This is a genomic window from Streptomyces ruber (genome assembly GCF_014648075.1).
GTDB classification, from domain to species: domain Bacteria; phylum Actinomycetota; class Actinomycetes; order Streptomycetales; family Streptomycetaceae; genus Streptomyces; species Streptomyces ruber.
Genome location: NZ_BMQK01000019.1, coordinates 14,195 through 38,954 on the forward strand (window position 1 = coordinate 14,195; position 24,760 = coordinate 38,954).

The 24,760-nt window shown below is 75.7% G+C and carries 13 protein-coding genes; 11 read left to right on the forward strand and 2 right to left on the reverse strand.

Annotated elements, in window-relative coordinates; all coding sequences use genetic code 11:
* Positions 1-60: 60 nt before the first annotated feature.
* Genes IEZ04_RS29170 through IEZ04_RS29210 form a run of 9 tightly spaced genes read left to right on the forward strand, consistent with a single transcriptional unit; the run spans position 61 to position 21,077 of the window.
* The gene (locus tag IEZ04_RS29170; RefSeq protein ID WP_189219991.1) at positions 61-4,227 is read left to right on the forward strand and encodes a non-ribosomal peptide synthetase; all 4,167 of its coding nucleotides are present in this window, start codon (positions 61-63) and stop codon (positions 4,225-4,227) included.
* On the forward strand, positions 4,224-11,084 hold the full coding sequence (locus tag IEZ04_RS29175; protein WP_189219992.1) for a type I polyketide synthase: 6,861 nt from the start codon (positions 4,224-4,226) through the stop codon (positions 11,082-11,084). The genes IEZ04_RS29170 and IEZ04_RS29175 overlap by 4 nt, the downstream gene beginning before the upstream one ends.
* Positions 11,085-11,133: 49 nt before the next feature.
* On the forward strand, positions 11,134-12,705 hold the full coding sequence (locus IEZ04_RS29180; RefSeq protein WP_189219993.1) for an ABC transporter substrate-binding protein: 1,572 nt from the start codon (positions 11,134-11,136) through the stop codon (positions 12,703-12,705).
* Entirely contained in the window at positions 12,702-13,667 is a 966-nt protein-coding gene (locus tag IEZ04_RS29185) for an ABC transporter permease (RefSeq protein WP_189220057.1), read from the forward strand. Before IEZ04_RS29180 ends, IEZ04_RS29185 begins: the two co-directional genes overlap by 4 nt.
* A complete protein-coding gene (locus IEZ04_RS29190) occupies positions 13,664-14,521 on the forward strand; it encodes an ABC transporter permease (protein ID WP_229821353.1) in 858 nt (285 codons plus the stop codon). Before IEZ04_RS29185 ends, IEZ04_RS29190 begins: the two co-directional genes overlap by 4 nt.
* Positions 14,518-16,251, forward strand: a complete 1,734-nt coding sequence (locus tag IEZ04_RS29195; protein WP_189219994.1) for an ABC transporter ATP-binding protein — start codon at positions 14,518-14,520, stop codon at positions 16,249-16,251. The genes IEZ04_RS29190 and IEZ04_RS29195 overlap by 4 nt, the downstream gene beginning before the upstream one ends.
* Positions 16,229-17,626 (forward strand): class I SAM-dependent methyltransferase, encoded by a 1,398-nt coding sequence (locus IEZ04_RS29200; RefSeq protein WP_229821354.1) that lies wholly within the window; start codon positions 16,229-16,231, stop codon positions 17,624-17,626. Before IEZ04_RS29195 ends, IEZ04_RS29200 begins: the two co-directional genes overlap by 23 nt.
* Positions 17,623-19,059 carry a class I SAM-dependent methyltransferase gene (locus tag IEZ04_RS29205; protein WP_189219995.1) on the forward strand — a complete coding sequence of 479 codons (1,437 nt, stop codon included), beginning with the start codon at positions 17,623-17,625 and terminating at the stop codon, positions 19,057-19,059. Before IEZ04_RS29200 ends, IEZ04_RS29205 begins: the two co-directional genes overlap by 4 nt.
* Entirely contained in the window at positions 19,056-21,077 is a 2,022-nt protein-coding gene (locus tag IEZ04_RS29210) for a condensation domain-containing protein (RefSeq protein ID WP_229821355.1), read from the forward strand. The genes IEZ04_RS29205 and IEZ04_RS29210 overlap by 4 nt, the downstream gene beginning before the upstream one ends.
* A gap of 53 nt (positions 21,078-21,130) precedes the next feature.
* On the opposite strand, the gene IEZ04_RS29215 is transcribed toward IEZ04_RS29210, so the two are convergent.
* Positions 21,131-22,060, reverse strand: a complete 930-nt coding sequence (locus IEZ04_RS29215; RefSeq protein ID WP_229821356.1) for an NAD(P)/FAD-dependent oxidoreductase — start codon at positions 22,058-22,060, stop codon at positions 21,131-21,133.
* Between the two features lie 91 nt (positions 22,061-22,151).
* Here IEZ04_RS29215 and IEZ04_RS29220 point away from each other — a divergent pair, with 91 nt between their 5' ends.
* Complete coding sequence (locus tag IEZ04_RS29220) at positions 22,152-23,243, forward strand: saccharopine dehydrogenase NADP-binding domain-containing protein (RefSeq protein WP_189219996.1); 1,092 nt, start codon at positions 22,152-22,154, stop codon at positions 23,241-23,243.
* Here the strand turns inward: IEZ04_RS29220 and IEZ04_RS29225 are convergent.
* The gene (locus IEZ04_RS29225) at positions 23,194-23,553 is read right to left on the reverse strand and encodes an epoxide hydrolase N-terminal domain-containing protein (RefSeq protein ID WP_189219997.1); all 360 of its coding nucleotides are present in this window, start codon (positions 23,551-23,553) and stop codon (positions 23,194-23,196) included. The genes IEZ04_RS29220 and IEZ04_RS29225 overlap by 50 nt on opposite strands.
* 61 nt (positions 23,554-23,614) lie before the next feature.
* On the opposite strand from IEZ04_RS29225, the gene IEZ04_RS29230 reads away from it, so the two are divergent.
* Entirely contained in the window at positions 23,615-24,592 is a 978-nt protein-coding gene (locus tag IEZ04_RS29230; protein ID WP_189219998.1) for a helix-turn-helix transcriptional regulator, read from the forward strand.
* Positions 24,593-24,760 lie beyond the last annotated feature (168 nt).

The following is a 24,760-nucleotide window of genomic DNA, read 5'->3' on the forward strand; positions in this document are numbered from 1 at the left end:
GCTCCCCCTGCCCCAGCAGCGGGGGAGCACCTTCCTGCCCCGCGCTGCAACGGAGACCGGATGAACCAGCCTGTGCCGAGCGACGACCTCCTCACCTGCGTCATCGACTGCATAGCCGAAGTCCTCGGCACACCACCGCAGCGGATTGCTCCGAGCGGTCCGCTCGCGGCTCTGGGGCTCGAATCGTTCACCGCCGTTCGGCTGAGGCGGCGAATCCGCGAACGCACCGGTCACGACCTGCCGTTGACCGCCTTCCTCGGGGACACCGCCACCGCCCGGGCGGTCACGGACCGGCTGCTGGACGCGCAAAGCCCCGGCACCGCTTCGCCCGACCGATGTACCGGTGCCCTGGCAGGGATCCCCGCGGATCCTGCGGGGGCGCGGCGGGACGAGGAGGAGACGAGCGAGGGATTCGCCCTGACGCCGATTCAGGCCTCCTACCTGGCCGGACGGGCCGAAGGCCTGCCGCTGGGCGGGGTGGCCACCTTCTACTACCACGAGTACGACCGCACTCCCGAGGACACGGACCCGCTCGCGGACGTGGCCCGGCTGGAAACCGCGTGGAACCGGCTGGTCGAGCACCACCCGATGCTGCGGATGACGGTGGACGACCGCGGCCTCCAGCACATCCACCGCACCCCCGGCCCCTTCCGGATCGGTGTCACCGACCTGCGTCACGAACCCGCCGGCCGGGTCGAGGAAACACTGTCCGCCCAGCGTCGCGAACGCTCCCACCAGAACCGGCCCACCGGCTCCTGGCCGCTGTTCGACATCCACGCGACGCTGCTGCCCGACGGACGGATCCGGCTGCACGTCGGCGTGGACGTGCTCCTGACCGACCTGGCCGGCTGGATGCTGCTCATGCGGCAGTGGGGCCGCCTCGTCGAGGACCCCTCGTACCGCCTCCCCGAACCGGCGGCGCGGTTCCCCGACCTCCTGCGCGCCCGGGCCCAGGACCCCGAGTGGACCGCCCGGCGCGCCCGGGACCGTGCCTACTGGGCCGAGCGGGCTCCCTCCCTGCCGCCCGCGCCGCGGCTTCCGGTGCTGCGCGACCCGGCCGACACCACCCCGCCCCGCTTCGTGCGCTCCGCCGCCGCGCTCGACGCCGACACCTGGGCGGCACTGCGCGCCCGGTGCGCCGAGAACGCGGTCACACCGACCGCCGCGCTGCTCGCCGCCTTCGCCGTCGTACTCGGCCGGTGGGGCGCCGGCGAGCGCATATGCCTCAACACCACCCTCTTCGACCGCCCGGAGGACGCCGCCGAGGCCGAGGGCGTCGTAGGTGACTTCACCACCACCGCCCTGGTCGGCACGCCCCGTCTCACCCCCGCCGACTGGAAGGGCTTCGCCGACTACGCGGCCGCCGTCAACCACCGCTTCTGGGAGGACCTGGACCACCGGTCCGTCTCCGGCGTAGAAGTGCTCAGGGAACTGCGGACGCGGACCTCGCGACCGGGACAGCCGCTGCAACCGGTGGGCGCCCCCAGCCACCCGGTGGTCTTCACCAGCGGTGTGGGCCTCGACGCCGACGGGGAGCCCCCGGCCGCCTGGATCGGCCAGGAGGTCCACGGCATCTCCCAGACCCCGCAGGTGCTGCTCGACCACATCGTGTGGGACGAGGGCGGACGGCTGCGCCTGGCCTGGGACGCGGTCGAGGGCGCCTTCCCCGACGGCTGGATCCCGGCCCTGCTCGACGCCTACGTACGCCTGCTGCGCACCCTGACCGAACCCACCGCCTGGCGCGACCCCTCGCTGGGCTGGGACCCCTCCTTCCGCCCGGAAGAGCCCCTGGACGCCACGCCCTTCCCGACCGCCGGCCCCCTGCTGCACGACCCGGCCGCCGACGCGGCACGCCGGCACCCGCGCCGGCCGGCCCTGCGCACCTCCACCGCGACGGTCACCCACGGCCGCCTCGCGGACAACGCCGCCGCCACCGCGGACCTGCTGACCGCTCACGGCGTGGGCCCCGGCGACATGGTGGCCGTCGCCTGCGAGAAGAGCGCCGCGCAGATCACCGCCGTACTCGGCGTCAGCGCCAGCGGAGCGGGCTACCTGCCCGTCGAGCCCTCCTGGCCGGCCGCGCGGATCGCCGCCGTCTGCGAACGGGCCGGTGTCCGGCACGCGCTGACCGGCCGGGGCGTGGGCGTCGAGTGGCCCGAAGGTGTCGTCGTGCACCGCCTGACCGCCGCGGGCCGCCCCGCCCGCAGTACCACCCGCCCCGCCGGCCCGGCGACACAAGGCTCTGTGACGCCGCGCCCGGACGATCTCGCCTACACCATCTTCACCTCCGGCTCCACCGGCAGTCCCAAGGGCGTGGAGATCCAGCACCGAGCCGCACGCGTCACCATCGACGACGTCGTCGACCGGTTCTCCATCGGCCCCGAGGACCGGGTGCTGGCACTGTCGGCCCTCAGCTTCGACCTGTCCGTGTTCGACATCTACGGCGTCCTCGGCGCAGGCGGCAGCCTCGTCCTGCCCGACCCCGCACGGCAGCGCGACCCGGAGCACTGGCTCGAACAGGCCGGCCGCCACGGCGTCACCGTGTGGAACACCGCCCCGGCCCTGCTGGAGATGCTCGTCGAGTACGCGGAGATGGAGCCCGACACCGCCGCCACGGCACTGAGCACCCTGCGCCTGGTGATGCTCTCCGGCGACTGGATCCCGCTGAACCTGCCCGACCGGCTGCGCCGGCTCGCCCCGCAGGCACGCGTGATGAGTTTGGGCGGCGCCACCGAGGCGTCCATCTGGTCCATCACGTATCCCGTCGAGCGCGTCGATCCGCGCTGGCGCAGCATCCCGTACGGCCGTGCCCTGCGCGGCCAGAGTTTCCTCGTTCTCGACGAGGACGGGGCACCCTGCCCGGTCGGCGAGGCGGGAGAGCTGTTCATCGGCGGTGACGCACTGGCCCGCGGCTACACCGCCGACCCCGTCCAGAGCGCCGAGCGGTTCGCCGTCCACCCCGTCCTGGGCCGCCGGCTGTACCGGACCGGGGACATGGGCCGGTGGACCGCCGAGGGCACCATCGAGTTCCTCGGGCGCGTCGACCGCCAGGTGAAGATCCGCGGCCACCGCATCGAACTGGGCGAGATCGAAGCGGTGCTCGGCCGCCACCCGGCGGTCCGCCAGTGCGTGGTGTCCTCGGTACCCGGTCCCGACGGCCGGCCCCGGCTCGTCGCCCATCTCTCCCCCCGGGGAGCGAGCGCCCCGCCGACCGCCGGGGAACTGGCGCAGGCCCTGCGCGAGCGCCTGCCCGACTACATGGTCCCCGGACGGTTCGTCGTCCTGGACCAGCTGCCGGTCACGGCCAACGGGAAGATCGACCACGCGGCGCTGACCGCCGCACCGGCGGGCGCCCGATCGGCCGGTGCGCCCGCACCGGGCACGGCCTCTCCCGCCGGACCGCCCACCGACCAGCTTCCCGAGGACACCGGCACGGTCCCGGCCGTTCCCTCCCTCTCCTCCCCCGGCTCCGATTCCACGGCCGCCGCGGTGGGCGAGGAGTGGGTCACCGCCGCACTCGCCGAGGCCGCCGCCCTGGGACTGGAAGCCGCGCTCGTGGTACGGCCCGGCCGGCTCCGCCCGGACCAGGCCCTGGATGCGGCCGCCCGGTGGCTGCGCAACGTAGCGCGCACCACCGACGGAACGACAACCTCACCGCGCCTGTCCGCCGACGGGCTGGCCGAGGTGGTCTGCCGCCCCGGCGGGAACAGCGACGCGACGCCCGGCACCGCCTTCGCCGCGCCCCCCGCCGCGTGCACCGACAGGCCGCTGCCGGCCGCAACGCCGGCTCCGGGCCCCGCGGTCGCTGCGGACCGGCGCACCACCGCTTCCCGTGGCGGGAGCGGGCACGGTTCCGCCACCGCCGTGGACCCGACCGTACTCGAAGCGCTGACCGTCATCCTGCGCGACTTCACGGAGGAGCCGGTCACTTCCGACAGCACCTTCGGCGCTCTCGGGGCGACCTCACTCACCCTGGTCCTCACCCACCGCAGACTCCGCGAGAGCATCGCCCCCCGCCTGACGCTGGCCGACATGTTCGCGCACCCCACCGTCGCCGCCCTGGCCGCCCGTATCACCGCGCAACGCGCCATACACACCGCAGACGCCACGGACACCGCCGCCCCCACCGTCGACGACACCCCGTCGACGCCCCCGCACGACGCACGGCCCACGCGCAGGACCTCCCGCGTCGCCGCACGCGCCCTCGCCGAGGAGACCACGCGATGACCGCACCGACCACCCCCCGTCCGGACCACCCGCCCGTCAACGACGACCTGATCGCCGTCACCGCCCTGGACTGCCGCTTCCCCGGCGCTCCGGACACCCCGGCCTACTGGGACCTGCTGGCCGGCGGCCGCAGCGGACTCACCCGGCACACCGAGCGGGAACTCGCCGCGAGCGGCGTGCCCGCACGGCTGTCGGCCAACCCCGCCCACGTACCCGTCAGTGGACTCATCGACGGACAGGACCGCTTCGACCCCGAGCCGTTCGGCCTGACCGACGCCGAGGCGGCCGTCATGGACCCGCAGCAGAGACTCTTCCTCGAAGCCTGCCTGCGGGCCCTGGAGAGCGCCGGGCACGGCGGGGGCGCCGGGGCGGGCGCGGTGGGCGTCTTCGCCGGTGCCGCCCACAGCGACTACCTGACCCGCAACCTGGCCGACCGGTACGCGGCCTCCGCGACCGACCCCGTCGGCAGTCTGCAGGCGGCCCTCGCGGGAGTGGCCGACTACCTGCCGCTGCACGTCGCGCACCGGCTCGCGCTGACCGGGCCCGCCATCGCGGTGGGCACCGCCTGCTCGACCTCCCTGGTCGCCGTGCACCTGGCCGTGCAGTCCCTGCTGGCGGGCGAGTGCGACACCGCGCTCGCCGGCGGGTCCTCCCTGATCGTCCCGCAGGGCCGGGGCTACCTGCACGTCCCCGACGGGATCTTCTCCGCCGACGGACACGTGCGCGCCTTCTCGGCCGAGGGCACGGGCATCGTGCACACCCAGGGCGTCGGCGTGGCCGTGCTGCGCCGGCTGAAGGACGCGCTCGCCGACGGCGACCCGGTCCTGGCCGTCGTGCACGGCTCCGCCGTCAACAACGACGGCGGCGACCGCACCGGTTTCACGGCCCCCTCGCCGCGCGGGCAGGCCCGCGTCGTCTCCGAGGCCCTCACCGTCGCCGGCCTCACCCCGCGGGACATCTCCTACGTCGAGGCCCACGGCACCGCCACCCGCCTGGGTGACGTCGTCGAGGTCGCCGCGCTGCGCCGTGTCTTCGGCGACACCGGCCCGGCCTGGTGCGCGCTGGGCTCGGTCAAGAGCAACATCGGGCACGCCAACACGGCCGCCGGCATCGCCGGGTTCGCCAAGGCCGTCCTCGCCCTGCACCACGGCCTGCTGCCGCCCACCCTCGACGCCCTGCCCCTCAACCCCGACCTCGGCCTGGACGGCTCCCCCTTCACCGTCGTCCACGAGGCCACGCCCTGGACCGGGCATCGGTACGCGGGGGTGAGCTCCTTCGGCATCGGCGGCACCAACTGCCACGTCGTCCTGGGCAGCGCCCCCGTACGGCCCGAGCCGCCCGCCGACCCGCGCCCGCAGCTGGCCCTGCTCAGCGCGCACCGCGACGACGCCCTGGAACGCCTGGCCGACGCCACCGCCACCACGCTGCGGACGAGCGCGGCCGGCACCGCCGACGCCGCGTACACCCTGCACACCGGCCGCGGCACCCTGGCGCACCGCGCCGCCGCGGTCCTCACCGGTGACACGGAGACCGACACCCGGGCCCTGCGCACCGCAGCCCGCCGACGTCCCGGCCCCGCCCGCCCAAGGGTCGTGCTCGCCTTCCCCGGCGCCGGGGCGCAGTACGCGGGCATGGGCCGCGACCTGTACGCCGAGGAGGAGGAGTTCGCGCGCACCGTACGCGAGTGCGCCGGCCTCTTCGACGACGGCACCGGCGTCGGCCTGACCGGGCTCATCACGGCCGCTCCCTCCGACGACCGGGCGCGCCGGCTGCTGCGCGACCCCGCCTTCGGCCTCCCCGCCCTGTTCACCGTCTCCCTCGCCACCGCGCGCACCCTGCGCTCCTGGGGCGTCGAACCGGACGCGGTGGTGGGCCACAGCCTCGGCGAGTACGCGGCCGCCGTGCTGGCCGGGGCCCTGTCCCTGCCGGACGCGGCGAAACTGGTGGCGGTCCGCTCGCGCGGCGTGTCCCGGGTCGCCGGCGGCGGGGCGATGCTGACGGTCCCGCTGTCCGAGGAGCACACCCTGGCCCTGCTCGCCGACCACCCCGGCCTGGACCTGGCCGCCGTCAACAGCCCGCGGTCCTGCGTGGTGTCCGGGCCCTCGCAGGCCGTCGCCGCACTGGAACGCGTCCTCACCGCCCGGGGCGAGCGCACCGCACGGCTCCACGTCGACGCGGCCCTGCACTCCCGGCTGGTCGACCCGGTCCTGCCCGAACTGCGCGCGGCCGCCGAGACCGTCGACCCGCGGACTCCCGCCGTCCCGCTCGCCACGACGCTCACCGGGAAGTGGCTGCACACCGCGCCCGACGCCGACCACTGGGCGGCCCACCTGCGCTCCACGGTGCGCTTCTCCGACGCCCTGGCCACCGCCCTGGAGGGGGGACCGGCCGTCCTGGTGCAGGCCGGGCCGGGCAGCGCGCTGCTCCAACTGGCCCGCGGGCAGCGGGACACCCGGCCGCCCGCCACCGTGGCCACCTTCCCCGACCGTGACGAGACCCGCGGTGGGCGCGCCGCGCTGCTCGCGGCCGCCGGGGAGCTGTGGACGTACGGGATCGACCTGGACGCCGCGGCCCTGCACCGCCCGGGACGCCGCCGGATCGCCCTGCCGGGCCTTCCCCTCGCCCCCCGCAGGCTGTGGATCGACCCGCCCGCCGCGCGTCCCGCGCAGGGACGTCCTGCCGCGGGGGCACCGGACCCGGCCGACGGCGGTGCCACCCCCGCACCGGCCGCACCCGACGAGACCGAGCCCTTCCAGCTGCCCATGTGGCGGCGCACGCCCCCGCCCGCCGCGCACCGGCCGGAGCCGGCGGGCCGGTGGCTCGTCGACGGCCCGCAGGGTTCACCGGTGCAGGAACAGATCCGTACCGCGCTCGCCGCCGCCGGGGCCAGCACCGTCACCCTCGACGAGGCCGCCCGCACCCCGGACACACCCTGCACGGGCGTGATCGTGATCGACTCGTACGACGGCTCCGCTTCCATGGAGTGCGACGGCGACGGGACCGATCCCGCCGAGGCCGTGACCGCGTCGGTCCTGCGCTACGCGCGGCTGGCCCGGGCGATCGCCGCCTGGGCGCACCGGACCTGTCTGCTGCACGTCAGCCGGAACGCCCAGCAGGTGGAGAGCGCCGACCGGCCGGCGGCCCACGGCGCCGCGGCCCTCGCCGTGCCCCGCGTCCTCGCCCAGGAGTTCCCCGGACTGCGCTGGCGCGCCCTGGACCTGCCGGCCGGACCGCCGGACGCCGCCGCCCTGCGCGCCGTGTGCGCGGAGGCCGCGGACCTGGCGTCCGGTGCCCCCGGCGGCGTGGAGAGCGCCGTGCGCGGCGGCCACCGCTGGATACGGGGCATCGCCCCCTGGCGGCCGGCCGAGCCGGTGGCGGACACGGACGAGCACGCCGGTGCCGGTACCGGCACCGCGGTGGTCCTCGGCGGGCTCGGCGACGTGGGCCTGGCCCTCGCCGGGCACCTGGCCCGCTCCGGACGGCGGGTCGTCGTGACCGGCCGCACCGGACTCGCCCCGGACCCCGAACCGGGCAGCACCATGGCCGAGCGCGCCGCGACCGTACGCCTCCTGCGCGAATCCGGCGCCGACCTGGAGATCCGCGCCGTGGACGCCGCCGACCCGGGCGCCACCGCCGGCCTGCTGCGCGAACTGACCGACCGTGACGGCCCGCTGGACGTGGTCGTGCACGCCGCCGGCGTGGTCGCGTCCGCGGCGATCGCACCGCTGCGGGCCACCGAGGAGCAGGCCGTACGCGCCCACGCACAGGCCAAGGTCACGGCCGCCCTGGCGCTGCGCGCCGCCGTGCGAGCCCTTCCGGCCGGCCGTCGGCCGGGCACCGTCCTGCTGATGTCCTCGGCCACGGCGTTCGTCGGCGGCCTGGGCCTGGCCCCGTACGCCGCGGTCAACCGCTACCTGGACGCGCTGGCCGAGCACGAGCACGGCGCGGACCCGGAGGCGACCCGCTGGCTCAGCGTGGCCTGGGACGCCTGGCGCGTGGGCCCGGGCCTCACCGAGCGCACGGTGGCCGCCCGGCACTCGATCGGCCTGGCGGACGGCATGCGCTCCCTGGACCGGCTGCTCGCGCTGGCGGCCCAGGGCCGTGCCCCGGCTACCGTCGCGGTCTCCCCGGCCGACCTCGCGCCCCGCACCGCGGGTGTCGCCACCGTCGTCCCCGCCCCCGGCGGCTCCGCTCCCGCCGGGACCGCCGCACAGCCGCGGACCGGTGCGGGGCTCCACACCGCCGCGGAGACCGAACTGGCCGCTCTCTGGACGGAGTTGCTCGGCTTCCCCGTCACCGAGCGCGACGCCGACTTCTTCGCGCTCGGCGGTCACTCCCTGCTGGCCACCCGGATGCTGGCCCGGCTGCGCGACGACCACGGCGCCGACCTGCGGCTGCAGGACCTGCTCGCCCGGCCGACGATCGCGGCCCTGGCCCCGCTGCTGTCCGGCGCGCCCGAGGACGCCGGCCCGTCGCCCGCCGCACCGCGCGCCGCGACCGCACCCGGTGACGGACAGGACGACGCCCCGGACGACGGTCCGCGGGAATTCCCCCTCACCCGGGTGCAGCACGCCTACTGGGTCGGCGGTTCGGGCGGCTACGGCCTGGGCGACGTCCCGTGCTCCTTCCACCTGGAGTACGACTGCGCCGGCCTGGACACCGACCGCTACGAGGCGGCGTGGAACGCGGTGATCGCCCGCCATCCGATGCTGCGCGCGGTCGTCTCGCCGGAGGGCCGCAACCGGGTCCTCGACCGGGTGCCCCGCTACCGCATCCGCGTCCAGGACCTGACCCGGTACGACGACGCCGAGCGCGCCCGGCGGCTGGAACGCGTCCGGGAGCGCATGGTGCGCCGCGAACCCCGCCCGGGCCGCTGGCCCCTGGTCGACATCCGGGCGGCCCGGCTGCCCGGCGACGTCGTCCGCCTGTTCGTCAACGTCGACGTCCTGGTCTGCGACACCGCCAGCTACCTGATCTGGGACCGCGAACTGCGCACCCTGTACCAGGACCCCCGCGTCCAGCTGCCGCCCCTGCGGACCACCTTCGCCGACTGCGTGGCCGCGCTCGAACGCCGTACCGAGGGCCCCGGGTTCGCCCGCGCCGCCGCCTACTGGCGCGCCCGGCTGGACGCGGACGACCTGCCCGGCGCCCCCGCGCTGCCCGTGCGGCCCCAGGAGCCGGGCGAGCGGCCCCGTTTCGCGCGCCGCACGGCCCGTCTGGAGCCGGACCGCTGGGACGCCTTGAAGGCCGAGGCCGCCCGGCGCGGTCTGACCCCCACGGCCGTCCTGCTGGCGGCCTACGGCGAAGCCCTCGGCACCTGGGCACGGCAGGACCGTTTCTCCATCACCCTGACCCTCTTCGACCGGCCGGCGGACCTGCCCGGCGCGGACGACGTGGTCGGTGACTTCACCTCGCTGATGCTGCACGCGGTGGACCGCTCGCGCGGCACCCGCTTCGCCGACGCCGCCGCGCGGGCCCAGCGCACCCTTTTCGAGGACCTGGACCACCGGGAGTTCTCCGCCCTGGACCTGCTCGCCGAGAAGTCCTCGCGCACCGGGCGCACCGAGTCCGTCCCCGTCGTCTTCACCAGCGCGCTGGGGCTGTCCGGTCCGCTGGGCGGCGGACACGACCTGGACTGGGCCGGCACACCCGTGTACGGCGTGAGCAGCACCCCGCAGACCTGGCTGGACCACCAGGTGATCGAGCAGCACGGTGCGCTTCTGCTGCAGTGGGACGTACTGGAGAACGCGCTGCCCGCCGACGAGGCGGACGCGGCGTTCGGGGCCTACGCCGCGCGGGTGCGGCGGCTGGCCGAGGACGTGCGGGAGTGGGAGCTCGGCGCCCCCGGCGCACCTCACGCCGCGCCCGCCTCCCCAGTCCCTGCGGCTCGCGCACCGGAGAACCGGGCGGCGGCCCCCGCGACCGCTTCCGTACCGTCCGAGGAGCCCGGCACCGACGCCGACGCGGTCCTGCTGCTGCACGACGGCGGCACCGGCGGGGGCGGCCGGGGCGAGCGCCCGCTGTTCCTGATGCACCCCTCCGGCGGGGACGTGCTGTGCTACGGCGAACTCGTCCGTCACCTCACCGACGGCCGCCCCGTCCTGGCGCTCACCGACCCCGCCCTGACCGGCGGCACGGGGCCGCGGACCATCGCCGAGATGACGGACCGCTACCTCGCCGCGGTCCGCGCCCGCCAACCGCACGGCCCCTACCTGCTGGGCGGCTGGTCGATGGGCGGCACGGTCGCGCACCAGATGGCCGTCGAGCTCGAACGGCGCGGTGAGCGGACCGACCTCCTGATCATGATCGACTCCAACACCCCCGACCGTATCCGGGCGCTGGGCGGCGCCGACCGCGCCCAGGACACCGCCTTCGCCGCCGTGCGCTACCTGCGCTCGCTGGAGGCCTTCCTCGACCTGGACCTCGGACTCGGCGCGGACGGGGACGTACGGGCCGCCTGGCGGGAGCTGCCCGCGGAGGAGGTGCGCCGGGCCGTGACCGGACGCCTGCGGGCGGCGGGCCTGCTCAGCCCGAAGGACACCGCCGACAAGCGCCTGGAGGTCTTCGAGCGCCACCTGCGGGCGCTGGCGGACCACCGGGCCGGGCACCTCACCGACCCGGCCACCCGGCTGCTGCTCGTCGCCGCGTCCCGCCGCTCGCCGCACAACGCCGGCGTCGGCATGGGCGTCGACGACGCCGGCGACCTGCCCGCCCTGGGCTGGCTGCCGCACGTCAGCGGCCCGGTCGACGCGCACACCGTCGAGGGCCACCACTACTCGCTGCTGCACGACCCGGCCGTACGGCGGACCGCTGCCCTGATCGACCAGGCCCTGGCCGCCGTACGCACCGGCCGCTGAGCCCCGCCCCGACACCGTCCGCCACCACCAGACCCCGCGGAAAGCGACCATGACCCAGCCTTCGTTCCCCCATGCCCCTGCGTCCCGCAGATCGGTCCTCACCGCCCTCGCGGCGCTCGCCGTACTGCCGCTGAGCGCCTGCTCCTCCTCCGACGGCTCCGCCGCGTCCGCCGAGTCGTCGGCGTCCGCCGCCCCGGCCGACGGCGGCACCCTGCGCTACGCGGCCACCGGTTCCCCCGCCACCGCCAGCGACGACCCGCACGGCGGCCTCGGCAACGAGTCCGACATCCTGCGCTTCGCCCTGGTCTACGACGTCCTGACCCTCCCCGGCGAGGACGGCGGGACCCGCCCGCGGCTCGCCACGTCGTGGAAGCCCAACGAGACCCTGGACCGCTGGACCTTCACCCTGCGCAAGGACGCCCGCTTCACCGACGGCACCCGGGTGCGCGCCGCCGACGTGCTGTACTCCCTGCGGCGCATCGCGGACAAGGCCGCCGAGAACTACGGCCGGCTCGCCGACTTCGACCTGGACGGGTCCACGGCGCCCGACGAGCACACCGTGGTCCTGGCCACCCGTACCCCGATGGCCGACGCGCCCAGGGCGCTGGAGTCCGTCAGCTTCGTGGTGCCCGAGGGCACCGAGGACTTCTCCCGCCCCGTTCCCGGCTCGGGTCCCTACAAGGTCGAGGGGACCAGCTCCCGGACCAGTGTCCTGACCCGCAACGACGACTGGTGGGGAAAGCGGCCGCACCTGGACCGGATCGAGATCCAGGCCGTCGCCGACCCCCAGGCACGCGCCAACGCCGTCGTCTCCGGACAGGCCGACGTCGCCGGCAGCGTCAGCCCGGCCGCCGTCAAGAGCGCCGGAACCTCGGCCAGGACGCAGGTGGTGCGCCGGGAAGGCGTCACCGAGTACCCGTTCGTCATGCGTCTGGACACCGAGCCGTTCGACGACCCCAGGGTCCGCGAGGCCTTCCGCCTGGCGGCCGACCGCAAGGCCCTGGTCGACACCGTGTACCTGGGCTACGGCAGGATCGCCAACGACCTCCCCACCCCCTACGACCCCTCGACCCCCAAGGACCTGCCCCAGCGCACCCGGGACGTGGAGAAGGCCAGGCGGCTGCTGGCGGAGGCGGGCCACGAGGACGGGCTGTCCGTCACCCTGCACACCACCACCTCCTACCCCGGTATGGACACCGCGGCCACCCTCTACGCCCAGCAGCTGGCCGACATCGGGGTCGAGGCCGAGGTGAAGGTCGAACCCGCCGACACCTACTGGACGGCCGTCTACGCGAAGAAGGCCTTCTACACCGGCTACTACGGCGGCATCTCCTTCACCGACCTCACCCGCGTCGGCCTGCTGTCCGACTCCCCCACCAACGAGACCGCCTGGCGCAGCGACACCTTCGACGACGGCTTCGACCGGGCCATGGCCACCGCGGACGACACCGAGCGCCAGGAACTGCTCGCCGGCATCCAGAAGGAGCTGTGGGAGGACGGCGGCTACGTCGTCTGGGGCACCGGTGACGGACTGGACCTCGCCGCGCCCGGCGTGCGCGGACTGCCCGACGGCCCCGGCTTCCAGCGCATGTTCATCGACCAGGTGTGGCTGGACCGGTGATCCTGCGTCTCGTCGTCCGTACCGCGGCCCTGGCCGTGGCCGCCACGGCCGTGGTCTTCGCGGCGACCGAACTGCTGCCCGGTGACGCCGGGCAGCTCCGGACGCCGGGGCGGGCCTCGGCGGAGGACATCGCGCGGGAGCGCGAGCGGCTCGGCCTGGACCGGCCGGCCGCGGTGCGCTACCTCGACTGGCTGTACGGCGTGGTCCGCGGGGACCTCGGCCGGTCGCTGTCGGGGGGACGGCCCGTGGCGGCGCTGTTCGCCGAGCGGCTGCCCGCCACCGCCGTGCTGGCCGCGGCCGCGCTGGCCGTCACCGCGCTGCTGACCGCGGCGGCCCTGGGAGTCACGTACCTGCGCGGCGGCCGGGGCGGCTCGGCCGCCACCGGTCTGGCCGCCGTGCCGCAGCCGGTCCACGCGGCCGTGCTCGGCGCGGTGTTCGCCGGGCTGCTGGGCTGGCTGCCCGCCGTGTCCCTGCTCCCGCCCGGCGCCTCGCCGCTGACGGAGCCCGAGGTCCTGGTCCTGCCCGCGCTCACCCTCGCCCTGCCCTCGGCCGCCTTCGCCACCGCCCTGCTGCGCGGGGCGCTGGGCGACGCGCTGCGCCGGCCGCACGTGACCGACGCGCGGCTGCGCGGCCTGCCCGCCCCGCTGGTGCTGCGCCGTCACGTCCTGCCCTTCCTGTACGTGCCGGCGCTCCAGGTGACGGCGCTGCTGGCGGGCGGTCTCGTCGCGGGGACGGCCCTGGTGGAGACGGTGTTCGGCTACCCGGGCACCGGGCAGCTGCTGGTGTCCGCCGTGGCGGTGCGCGACGTCCCCGTGGTCCAGGCCGCGGCCCTCCTCCCGGCCGTCGTCCTGCTGCTGGGCATGCTGCTCGCCGACCTGGCCGCCCACCGCACCGCCTCGGCTCCGCACGCCACGAGGGGCACCAGCACCGCCGTACCGCAGAACGCCGGAGGGAGCCTGTGACACCCCGTACCGTGCCGGTCCCCGCCGGGGCCGCCTGTCGCCGTACACCGCCGGTCACCGCCGGGGCCGTCCGCCGTGCGGTGCCCGTCGCCGCGGCCGTCGTCCTGCTGGTGTGCGTGCCGCTCGGCCGGTACGCCGCCCCGCACCCGCCGGAGCGCACGGTCGCCGCGCCCTGGGCACCACCCGGCGGGCAACACCTGCTGGGCACCGACGCCCTGGGACGCGACGTGCTGTCCCGGGTGCTGGCCGGCGGCACCCATCTGCTCGCGGTGTCCCTGCTGGCCGCGGCCGCCGCCGTCGTCTGCGGCACCGCGCTCGGCCTCACCGCGGGCTGGACGGGCGGCCGCACCGCCCGCGCGGTGCGCGCGCTGTGCGACCTGCTGCTGGCCGTCCCCGCCCTCGTCCTGGCCCTGGTCCTGGCCGTCGCACTGCCCGGGACCACGGCGGTCGTCGTGGCGGCGGTGCTCAGCGGGGCGCCGCTGACCGCACGGATCGTCACCGCGCAGTGCGCGCACCTGCGCGACAGCGGGCACGTGCTCGCCGCCGTCGAACGCGGCGAGCGCACATCCGCCGTCCTCGTCCACGAGGTCCTGCCCGCCCTGCGCCGGCTGGTCGCCGCCGACGCCGGACTCCGTCTGGTCACGGCGCTGCAGATCGCGGCGGCCCTCGCCGTCCTCGGTCTGGGACCGCAGCCGCCCACGCCCGACTGGGCCCTGATGCTCAGCGAGAACCTGCCCGGAGCCGCGCTCAACCCCATGGCACTGCTGGCTCCCGCGATCCCTCTCGCGGGCTGCGCCTGGGTGTTCGCCGCGGCGGCCCGGGCCGCCGCCCGCAGACCGGGGGAGACCGGATGACCGCGCACACGCAGGCCACGGCCGCCGGGGCCGGTGCCACCGAGGCCGCCGTGCCGCTGCTGGCGGCCGGCGGACTGACCGTCCAGCGGGTCCACGACGAGGTCACCGTGCTGCCGCCGGTGGGTCTGAGCGTCGGCGACGGCGAGGTCCTGGCCGTCGTCGGCGCCTCCGGAGCGGGGAAGACCACGCTGCTGCGTGCCCTGTTCGACGTTCTGCCGGACGGGCTGCGCCGTACGGGGGGCACCGTGAGCTGGCGTGGCACGACGGTGCCCGCCGGGCGGGCGGCCAGACGGTGGCGGCGCGCCCACTGCGGCTGGCTGGGACAGGACCCCGGCGCGGCCCTGAACCCGCTGTGGCGGGTCGACCGCCTGATCGGCGAGGAGTTCACCGGCGACGCCGCCACCCGCGCGGAACGGGTCGGCACCCTGATGGACCGGCTGGGGCTGGCGCCCGGACTCGGCTCCCGGCGCGCGGGCGAGCTCTCCGGGGGACAGGCCCAGCGGGTCGCCCTGGCCCGCGCCCTGTGCACCGACCCGGACCTGCTCGTCCTGGACGAGCCGACCTCGGCACTCGACGCCGCCTCCGCCGACATGGTCGCCGAAGCGGTGCGATCCCTGCGCGGCTCCCCCGGCCGCTGCGTCGTCCTGGTCACCCACGACGCCCGGCTGGCGGCGGAACTGGCCGATCGCACCCTCGTACTCGATCCGGTCGCGGCATCCGGATCCGCAAGGACTCCCTCGCGTCCGGGCTTCCGGGCCGGGCGCGCCCCGGATCCGGCTCCCGCCGTTGCGGGCGCAGGGAAGGACCCCCGCCCGGCCGTCGACGTCTCAGTGCCGGGGGCCGAGCACTCGTCCGCCTTCCCCCGACGCCACGAAGCCGGCCCCGCGTCCGTCCGCGCGCCGCGGGACAACGCCCTTCCCTACGCCCCGGGCCGGTGCCGCACCGCTGCCGTGTCCGGGCCCGTGCTGTCGGCCCGCGGACTGCAGCTGCGCACCCCCGACGGCACACCGTTGCTCGACCGCTGCGACCTGGATCTGACGGCGGGCGACTGGCTGGCCGTCACCGGGGCGTCAGGTGCCGGGAAGACGACCCTGCTGCACGCCCTGGCCGGCCGTCGCCCGCCGTCGGGCGGTCGGGTGCTGCTGCACGGCCGCCCGCTGCCCGCCACGGCCCGCCTGCGCGACCGGGAGGCACTGCGCGCGATCCAGCTGGCCGGTCAGGACTCGGCGACCGAACTCAACCCGGCGCACTCGGTCGGCCGGTCGGTGGCCCGGCCGCTGAGAGTGTTCCACGGCGTGGGCGGACCCGCCGGCCGCAAGCGGGCACGGGAGCTGCTCGCGGCCGTCGGACTCCCCGACGAACTGGCCGGCCGCGGCCCGTCGGCGCTCTCCGGCGGCCAGCGGCGCCGGGCCGTGCTCGCCCGCGCCCTGGCCGCCCACCCCGACGTACTGCTGCTGGACGAACCCACCGCGGCCCTCGACCCCGTCTCGGCACGGTCCGTGCTCGACCTGATCGAGAAGCTCAGAAGGGACGGCCTGGCCGTCCTGACCGTCACCCACGACCCGGACACGGCCGCCCGCGCCGACCGCGTCCTGCACCTGGCCGGACGCCGGCTGACACCGCGACCGGCCGCACCGCCCGACGACCACCGGCACGACGCCACCGAAGACCCCCACGCCGAACGCGACGAACGAACGGAGCACCCCGGTGTCCGACCCCACCACGGCTGACCGCACAGCCGCGTCCACCGACCGGATCACGGCCCTGCTGGCCGCCCACCCCTGGGTGGCCGATGCCCGACCCGCGCCCGACGGCGGCATCCACGTCGTCCCGCACCCCGACGCCGTGGCGGCCACGCCCGGACCGGGCCCCCTGCTGCGCGAACACCTCGAACAGTGGGCCGAGGTGTACGAATTCGTGTACGAGACGGGTGAGAGCCGGCACGCCGACGACCTGGACCTGTCCGGATGGCGGGCCTCCGACACCGGAGCGCCGCTGCCCGAGGCGCACATGCGCGACTGGGTGGAGCGCACCGTGGACCTCGTCCTCGCCCAGCGCCCGCGCCGACTGCTCGAACTCGGCTGCGGCACCGGTCTGCTCGCCCACCGCCTCCATCCGCACCTGGACGGATACGTCGGCACCGACGTCGCCCAGGTCGCGGTGGACCGGCTCACCGCCGCCGCCCTGCCCCGCACCGCGTTCGTCCGGGCCGCCGCCCACGAGACGACCGCCTCGCAGGTGCGTGACGCCGTGGACACCGTCCTCGGCCCCGGCACGCGTCCCGACTGCGTGCTGCTCAACTCGGTCACCCAGTGCTTCCCCGACCTCGCCTACCTGACGGCCGTCCTGCACGGGGCGCTGGCCGCGGTCGAGGACGGCGGCACCGTGATCGTCGGGGACAACCGGCACTCGGACTTCCTCCTGGACCACTTCGGCCGGCTGGAGCGGGCGCGCGACCCCGAGGCGGACGAGGAGACGATCGCCGCCAGGGCCATGGCCGCCGCCGCGGCGGACGAGGAACTGTCCTTCACCCCCGAGGCCGTCCGTGCCGCCTGCGCCGCCCAGCCGCGCCCGGTCCGCATGAGCGTCCACGCCCGCACCATGGCCGAGGACACCGAGCTCACCCGCTACCGCTATGACCTCGTCCTGCGCGTCGGCCCGCACCCCGACGCGCCCGGCACCCGCCCGGTGCGCCGCGTTTCCTGGGACGAACGACAGGAGGGCGCACTTCCGGAGGCGGTGCGCACCGCGCTCGACGGTGACGGCCCCGTCGTCCTGCGCGGCATCCCCAACGCCCTGCTCCTCGACGCGCCCGGGGCGATGACCCCGTACGCCCTGCGCCGGGCCCTGGACGGGATCGACGCCGCCGTCCTGCTCGACACCGCCGACCCCCGGATGCTGGCCGTGGCGGCACCGGCGTCCTGCGCCCCCGCCGCCTGCGAGGACGCGCCCGCGCCCACCGGTCCGACCGCCCACGAGCCCTTCCCCCTGTTCGTCGGCCGCCGCCTGCCCGAGGTGCTGCGCGACCACCTGCGCCGCGCCGAGCCCGGGACCCCGGCACCGGTGATCACCGTGGTCGACGGCGCCGAGGACGGCCGGTCATGACGACGGCGCTCACGGACACCGACCTCACCGGGCTGCCGGGGGTGGCGGACTGGCAGCTCGTACCCGGCGGCCCGCACGGCACCCTGCTGGTGGCGGGCCCGCCCCCGGCCGCGGAGCGGCAGCCCTCGCACAGCTCGGTCCCGGGCGGCGACAGTACGGACGCAACGGCCCGCGCGACCGCCGCCGGTGACGACTCGGTACAGGACACCGATCCGGCCCCGCTCCCCGCGCTGATGCGCCGGCTCGACGAGACCGCACTGCTGACGATGGCCCGCGTACTGGACCGGACCCGACTGTTCCGCGACGGGCGCGGACACGACGCCGACGAGGTTCTCGCGGCCCTGGCGGCCGCGCCCCGGCACGCCTGGCTCGTACGGCGCTGGCTGCGCACCCTGACCGCCGAGAACCGGCTCGTCCAGGACACGCGGACCGGCCGGTACCACGGCCTTGAGGTGCCCGACCGCCGCGAGCACGCCCGGGCGCTGCGCGGCCTCGACGCGGCGTGCCGGGGGCTGGGCTACCCGCCGTCGATGACCCGCTTCTTCCGCGCCGCGGCCGAACGGCTGCCGCTGCTGCTGCAGGACCGCACCTCCCTCCAGGAGGTGCTCTTCCCCGACGGGCGGACGGACACCGCACAGGGCAACTACCGTGACAGCGCCCCCAGCCGCTGGGCCAACCACGCCGCGGCCTCCCTGGTCGCCGGCCAGGCCCGCCACCGGGCCGCGCACGGACCGCTGCGCGTCCTGGAGGCGGGAGCCGGAGTGGGCGGCACCACCGGAACCGTCCTGGAAGCCCTCGGCGACACCCCCGTGGACTACCTGTTCACCGACGTCTCCCCGTTCTTCCTGCAAGCGGCCCGGGACGTCTTCGGCGCCCGCCCCGGGCTGCGCCACGCCCTGTTCGACATCCAGGCCGACCCGCTCGCGCAGGGTCTCGCACCCGCGTCGCAGGACGTCGTGCTGGCGGCGAACGTCCTGCACAACGCACGGCACGCCGGCCGGGCCCTGGCGGCCCTGCGGGAACTGCTCGTGCCCGGCGGGCTGCTGGTCCTGGTCGAGTCGTGCCAGGAGCACTACCAGGCCCTCACCTCCATGTACCTGCTGATGTCGCCCGCGCCCGACGAGCAGGGCTGGTTCACCGACCTGCGGGCCGGCCAGGACCGGGTCCTCCTCACCGCCGAGGAGTGGACACGGCAGCTGGACGCCGCGGGCTTCGACCCGCTGCCCGTCCTGCCGGCGGACGGGCACCCGCTCGCCGCGGCCGCCGGTCAGCGCGTCGTCGCCGGCCGCGTCCGCCCCGGCCACGGCAGGCCGGACCCCGACCGGGTCCGCGCCGCGCTCGCCGACCGGCTGCCGCCGGCCGCACCCCTCCCCCGCGTCCACACCGTGGACCGCGTCATCCGCACCACCACCCCGACGGGAGCACCCTGTTGACCTCTCCTTCCGCCACCGAGAACACCACCGCACAGCCGGCCCCGGCCGAACTGGTCGACGCCGTACGCGGTGTCTGGGCCGACGCCCTGGAGACCGACCTCGCCTCCGTCCCCCCGCACGCCAGCTTCCTGAGCCTGGGCGGTGACTCCGTCCTGGCCGTCCGGATGGCCGCGATGCTCCGCAAACGGCTCGGCGCGCCGCTCGCCCTGGCCGACGTCCGCGTCGAGCAGAGCGCCGCCCAGCTCGCCGCCCTGGTCCACGAACGCAGCACCGGAACCGGGACCGGCGCCCTGCGCCCGCTGCCCCTGGACCTCGTCCGGCGCGACGACCCCGAGGCACCCTTCCCGCTCCTCCCGCTCCAGCAGGGCTACTTCGTGGGCCAGCAGGACGCCTGGGAGCTGTCGTACCGCTCCGCCCACCACTACGTGGACATCGGCCTGGAGGACATCGACGCCGACGAGGCCCCCGACGCGCTCCAGGACGCCCTGGAGCGGCTGGCCGAGCACCAGGCCGTGCTGCGGGCCCGCGTCCTGCCCGACGGCCGGCAGCACGTCCTGCCCCTGGACGACCCGGACGCGATACCTCAGCTGCGGGTCACCGACCTGCGCGACGCCGACGAGGAGACGGCCGCCGCCCGCCTGGCGGAGATCCGGCACGAGATGAGCACCGAGGGCCCCGACCCCTCCCAAGGCTGCGGACTGGACATGCGGCTGACCCTGCTGCCCGGCGACCGCGCCCGCCTGCACTCCTCCACCAGCCTGCTCATCATCGACGGCTGGTCCTCCAGCGTCTTCTACCGCGACCTGTTCGCCCTGGCCTCCGACTACAACGCCGTCCTCGCGCCCCTGGACATCGACTACGGCGACTACGTCACCACCCTGCGCGAACTGCCCGGCACCCGGGCCTGGCAGGAGGACCGCGACTGGTGGTACGACCGCCTCGACGGCTTCCCCCTGCCGCCCGCCCTGCCGCTGGCGGCCGACCCCGGCGAGGTGCGCCCCACCCTGATGGGCACCCGGCAGGCGACGCTGGACCCGCAGCGCTGGGCGACGCTGCGCCGGCTGTGCACCGAGCACGGCGTCACCCCGTCCGCGGCGATGTTCGCCGCGTTCGCCGCGGCCGTCTCCCGGGCCTGCGGCCACCGCCGCTTCCTGCTCAACACCCTCCAGCTGAACCGGCTGCCGCTGCACCCCGACGTGTCCCGGCTGGTGGGCGCCTTCTCCTCCACCATGCTGCTGCCCGTGGAGCTGCCCGCGGCCCCGGTCTTCGCCGACCTCGCCGCCCGCGCCCAGCAGGACATCGGCGACGCGCTCGCCCACAACCTGATCACCGGTGTCGAGGTCTCCCGCGAACTGGGCCGCCGCCTGGGCACCCACCGCCCGGTGGCCCCCGTCGTCTTCCAGTCCACCCTGGGCGTGGACGCGGCGCTGGGCAGCGAGGTGCCCCAGGAGGCCGGACCGCTGGGAGAGGTCGACCTGCTCAGTCACCACCAGCAACTGCGCACGCCCCAAGTCGCCCTGGAGGTGCGGCTGTTCGAGTTGCGCGGAGAGCTCGTGGTCGTCTTCTCGCTGGTGGAGGAGTTGTTCGCGGCCGAGGACGTGGACCGGATGTTCCGGGACGTCATGGCCACCGTGGAGTCGCTGGTGCAGGCCGACGGCTGGTCGGCGGTGGTCGAACTGCCTGACGCGGTGGACGCCCAGGACACCGGCGGCCTCGGCACGGGTCCTGGTCGGCGGCTGTCCGTCCCGACGAAGGCCAAGGCTCCCGGCGCCGAGGCAGGAGCGCCGCGGGACGCGGTGGAGGAGGCCGTCGCCGCCCACTGGCGGCAGCTGCTGGACCGTCCCGTGGACGAGCGCACCGCCGACTTCTTCGCGCTCGGCGGCGACTCCCTGCTCGCCATGCGCATGCTCGGCTCGCTCAACCGGGAGGGGCTGGGCCGGGTGGCGCCGCGCCGCTTCCTGGAGCAGCCGACGGTGGCGGGTCTCGCCGCCGCGATCCGCGAGGCGGGCGGACGGTGAGCAGGGTGCGGCGGGGACGGCTCCGTCCCCGCCGCACCCTGTGGTGCCGGAGGTCAGCCGCCCAGGCCGGCGTCCTCGCGGAACAGCTCCTGGTCCAGCCAGACCGCGGCGCGGGCGCCGTCGGCCGCTCCGGTGATCACGAAGGTGAGGGCGTCGGGCAGCGCCTCCAGACGGGCGGTGTCCCCGGCCGCGTACACACCGGGCACGGAGGTGCGCTGGAACTCGTCCACCCGCACGCAGCCGTCCGGCAGGATGTGGCAGCCCAGCTGCTCGGCCAGGCCGGAGTGCTGCCGGGTGGGCGCCCGGTGGTACACGGCCTGACGCTCCAGGACCCGGCCGTCGTCGAAGACCAGGCGCAGGGCCCCGGCCTCGCCCTCGATGCGCGTCACGGCCGCCTCCTCCACGGCGATCCCGGCGGCGGCGAGCCTGCCCGCGGCCTGCTCGGGCACCGGGTGCCCGTTGGTGCACACGACCACGTCGCCGCTGAAACGGTCGGCGACGTACAGGGACTGCATGACCTGCGGCAGCTCGTGCCCCAGGACGGCGAGGCTCAGTCCGCTGGTCTCCCAGCCGTGGCAGAACGGACAGTGGTACACACCCTTGCCGAACAGCGCGGACAACCCCTCCACCTGCTCATCGAGCACGTCGACCTGTCCCGTGGCCAGCACCAGCCTGCGGGACCGTTCCACCGTGCCGTCGGCCAGCGTCAGGGCGAAGCCGCCCTGCTCGGCCGCGGCGTCGGTGACGGTGGCCTCGCGCACGGCCACGTTCGGGTAGGCGCCCAGCTGCTCCCTGCCTATGCGGCGCAGTTCGGCGGGGTCGAAGCCGTCCCGGCTGAGGAACATGTGCATCTCGTCCGCCGGAGCGTTGCGCGGGCTTCCCGAGTCCAGCAGGAGGACCCTTCTCCGCTGACGTCCGGACACCAGTGCCGCGTTGAGACCCGCGGGCCCTCCGCCGACCACGATCACGTCGTACATCGTCATCCGTCATTTCTTCCGTCGTTGACCGTCAAGGCTCGACGATAATAATTATCATTTTCAACATTCATCCAGTGCGGAACCACGAGGAAACCCGGTGAACAACACCTCAGCCATCGGCGTCATCGGCGGCTACGGAGCAGTCGGCAGCGCGGCCGTGCGACGGCTGCACCAAGCGGAAGTCCCCTCTCCCCTGCTCATAGCCGGACGCAACCCCGGAAAGGCCGACGCACTGCTCGAAGCTCTGTCCGCGGACGGTCCGCCTGCCGACACCATGGCGGTCGACCTGGACGACCCCGACTCCCTGGACCGGTTCGCCGCCCGCTGCCGGCTCGTCGTCAACTGCGCCGGCCCCTCCTACCGGATCCTGGACACCGTCGCCGTCGCGGCTCTGCGGCACGGCGCGGACTACGTCGACGCCGCCGGCGACGACCCGGTCCACCACCTGCTGTGCGCCGGCGACGGCGCCGCACGGTGGACGGCGGGCGGACGCACGGCCGTGCTCTCCGCCGGCGCGCTGCCGGGTCTGTCCGCACTCCTGCCCCGCGCCCTGGCCGCTCGTGCCCCCGGCGCCACCAGGCTGGACGCATACCTGGGAGGAGTCGCGCCGCTGACCCCCGCGGCCGCCGGCGACGTCCTGCTCGGCCGCGGCCCCGAGCACGGCACCTCGGCGGCCGCCTGGCAGGACGGCCGCATACGCGAGCGCACGCTGACCCCCCGCCGGGATGTACGGCTGGAAGCCTTCCCCAGGCCCGTCAGCGCCTTCCCCTTCCTCTCCACGGAGGCCGTCCGCCTGGCCCGGGACACGGGAGTCGGCCATGTGCGCTGGTACACCGTCTTCGGCGGCGAGCGCCTCGCCGAGGAACTGGCCATGGCCTGGGCGCTGGACAGTACGGACACCACCGATCTGGTGGCCGCGGCCGACGAGGACGTACACCGTCACGGCGCCTGGTACGGGCAGGAATTCCACCTCTGGGAAGGTGCGGCCGACGGTCCGCCCACCGCCAGGCTCGTCCTGCGTGCCGCGGACTCGTACGAACTGAGCGGGTTCCTCACCGCCACCGCCGCTCTCCACCTGCTCCACGGCTCGATCGCCCCCGGCGTGCACTTCGCTGCCGACGTCCTGGACGCCACGCAGGTCACGCAGGCACTGGCTCGTGACCCCGCAGCGGAGCTGACGGTCCTGTAGGCGCGACCTCACGCGACATCGGCCCCGCCGGGTGTCCGGCCCGTCCCGTGGAAGGGCAACGCGTGAACTGGGGGTGGGCGTTGAGCGCCGCCTCCTGGGCCCGCCAGTCGTAGGCGGTGCCCCGGTACGCGGCGAGGTCGCGCAGATACGTCACCGGGACGCCGCGGGTCCAGCCGACGCCGGGCAGTTCGCCGGGCCAGCGGGTGGCGGCCTGACGCGCGCGGAGGTCGTCGAGCCGGTCCTGGGGTATGTCGATCCGGAAAGGACGGAAAGGGCGGAAAGGGCTGATGCCCTGGGTGTCGCTGGTCATGGCGCCGACGCAACGGCCACCTGGGTCAGGTCCGGTCCTAGCTATGCGGCAGGCTGGCGCCATGCCGGAGACCTCCGCACGGCTGCTGCGACTGCTCGCCCTGCTGCAGACCCACCTTGACCGGTCCGGGGCCGAACTCGCCGAACGGCTGAAGGTCAGCCGCCGTACCGTACGCCGTGACATCGAGCGACTGCGTGAGCTGGGCTATCCCGTGCACGCCACCCCGGGGGCCGCCGGGTACCGGCTCGGCGCCGGGGCGGGGCTGCCGCCGCTGCTGCTCGATGACGAGGAGGCCGTCGCCGTCGTGGTGGGGCTGCGCACCGCGGCCGGCGGCTCGGTCGCGGGCATCGAGGAAATCTCGCTGCGGGCGCTGGCCAAGCTGGAGCAGGTGCTGCCCGCCCGGCTGCGGCACCGGGTCGCCGCCCTGCGCGCCGCCACCGTGCGGGCCGGTGAGGTCCCGGGGCCCCGGGTGCGCCCGGACACCCTGATGGCCGTCGCCGAGGCGTGCCGTCGCCGCGAGCGCCTGCGCTTCGACTACAGCGGTGCGCGCGGCGGGTCGGGCGTGCGCTGCGTCGAGCCGCACAGCCTGGTCAGCTTCGACCGCCGCTGGTACCTGGTGGCCTGGGACACCGACCGGGCCGACCGGCTCGCCCCGCGCACGCCCACCGGCCCGCACTTCCACCCGCGTGCACTGCCCTACGACGACGTGGCCACCTACCTGGCGCACCGGCTGTCGGCACAGACCTGGCCCTACCGGGCCACCGTCGTCCTGCACGAGTCCGCACAGGCGGTCACCGACCGGGTGTGGCCGGGCATGGGAGTCATCGAGCCGGCCGACGAGCACAGCTGTCTGCTGCACCTGGGCGCCGAGACCCCGCGCGACCTCGCCTGGATGATCACGTCGGTGGACACCCGCTTCACCCTCCGCGACGCACCGCCCGAACTCGCCGAGGCCCTGCGGGTTCAGGGCACCCGCTGTCTCAACGCGGTGAACGCGGCACGGCCGACGCCCGGCGACACCACGGCGGCGGCCGGGTAGCGCGTGCGGCGCCGCCGCGGCAGCCGCTGCTCGGCATCCACGGGCCCACACCACTGCACCACTGCACCACTGCACCACTGCACCAGCTACCCGATCACCCCAGCCGCATACCTGACCAGCCGGCCGCCAGCCCGCACAAGTCTGGTCGGGGCGGGATTCGTGCGGCCG

What these genes read in the sequence shown, in the direction of transcription:
- IEZ04_RS29170 (WP_189219991.1), top strand. Translation starts at nt 61, where the DNA reads ATGAACCAGCCTGTGCCGAGCGACGACCTCCTCACCTGCGTCATCGAC.
- IEZ04_RS29175 (WP_189219992.1), top strand. Translation starts at nt 4,224, where the DNA reads ATGACCGCACCGACCACCCCCCGTCCGGACCACCCGCCCGTCAACGAC.
- IEZ04_RS29180 (WP_189219993.1), top strand. Translation starts at nt 11,134, where the DNA reads ATGACCCAGCCTTCGTTCCCCCATGCCCCTGCGTCCCGCAGATCGGTC.
- IEZ04_RS29195 (WP_189219994.1), top strand. Translation starts at nt 14,518, where the DNA reads ATGACCGCGCACACGCAGGCCACGGCCGCCGGGGCCGGTGCCACCGAG.
- IEZ04_RS29205 (WP_189219995.1), top strand. Translation starts at nt 17,623, where the DNA reads ATGACGACGGCGCTCACGGACACCGACCTCACCGGGCTGCCGGGGGTG.
- IEZ04_RS29215 (WP_229821356.1), bottom strand. Translation starts at nt 22,060, where the DNA reads ATGACGATGTACGACGTGATCGTGGTCGGCGGAGGGCCCGCGGGTCTC.
- IEZ04_RS29225 (WP_189219997.1), bottom strand. Translation starts at nt 23,553, where the DNA reads ATGACCAGCGACACCCAGGGCATCAGCCCTTTCCGCCCTTTCCGTCCT.
- IEZ04_RS29230 (WP_189219998.1), top strand. Translation starts at nt 23,615, where the DNA reads ATGCCGGAGACCTCCGCACGGCTGCTGCGACTGCTCGCCCTGCTGCAG.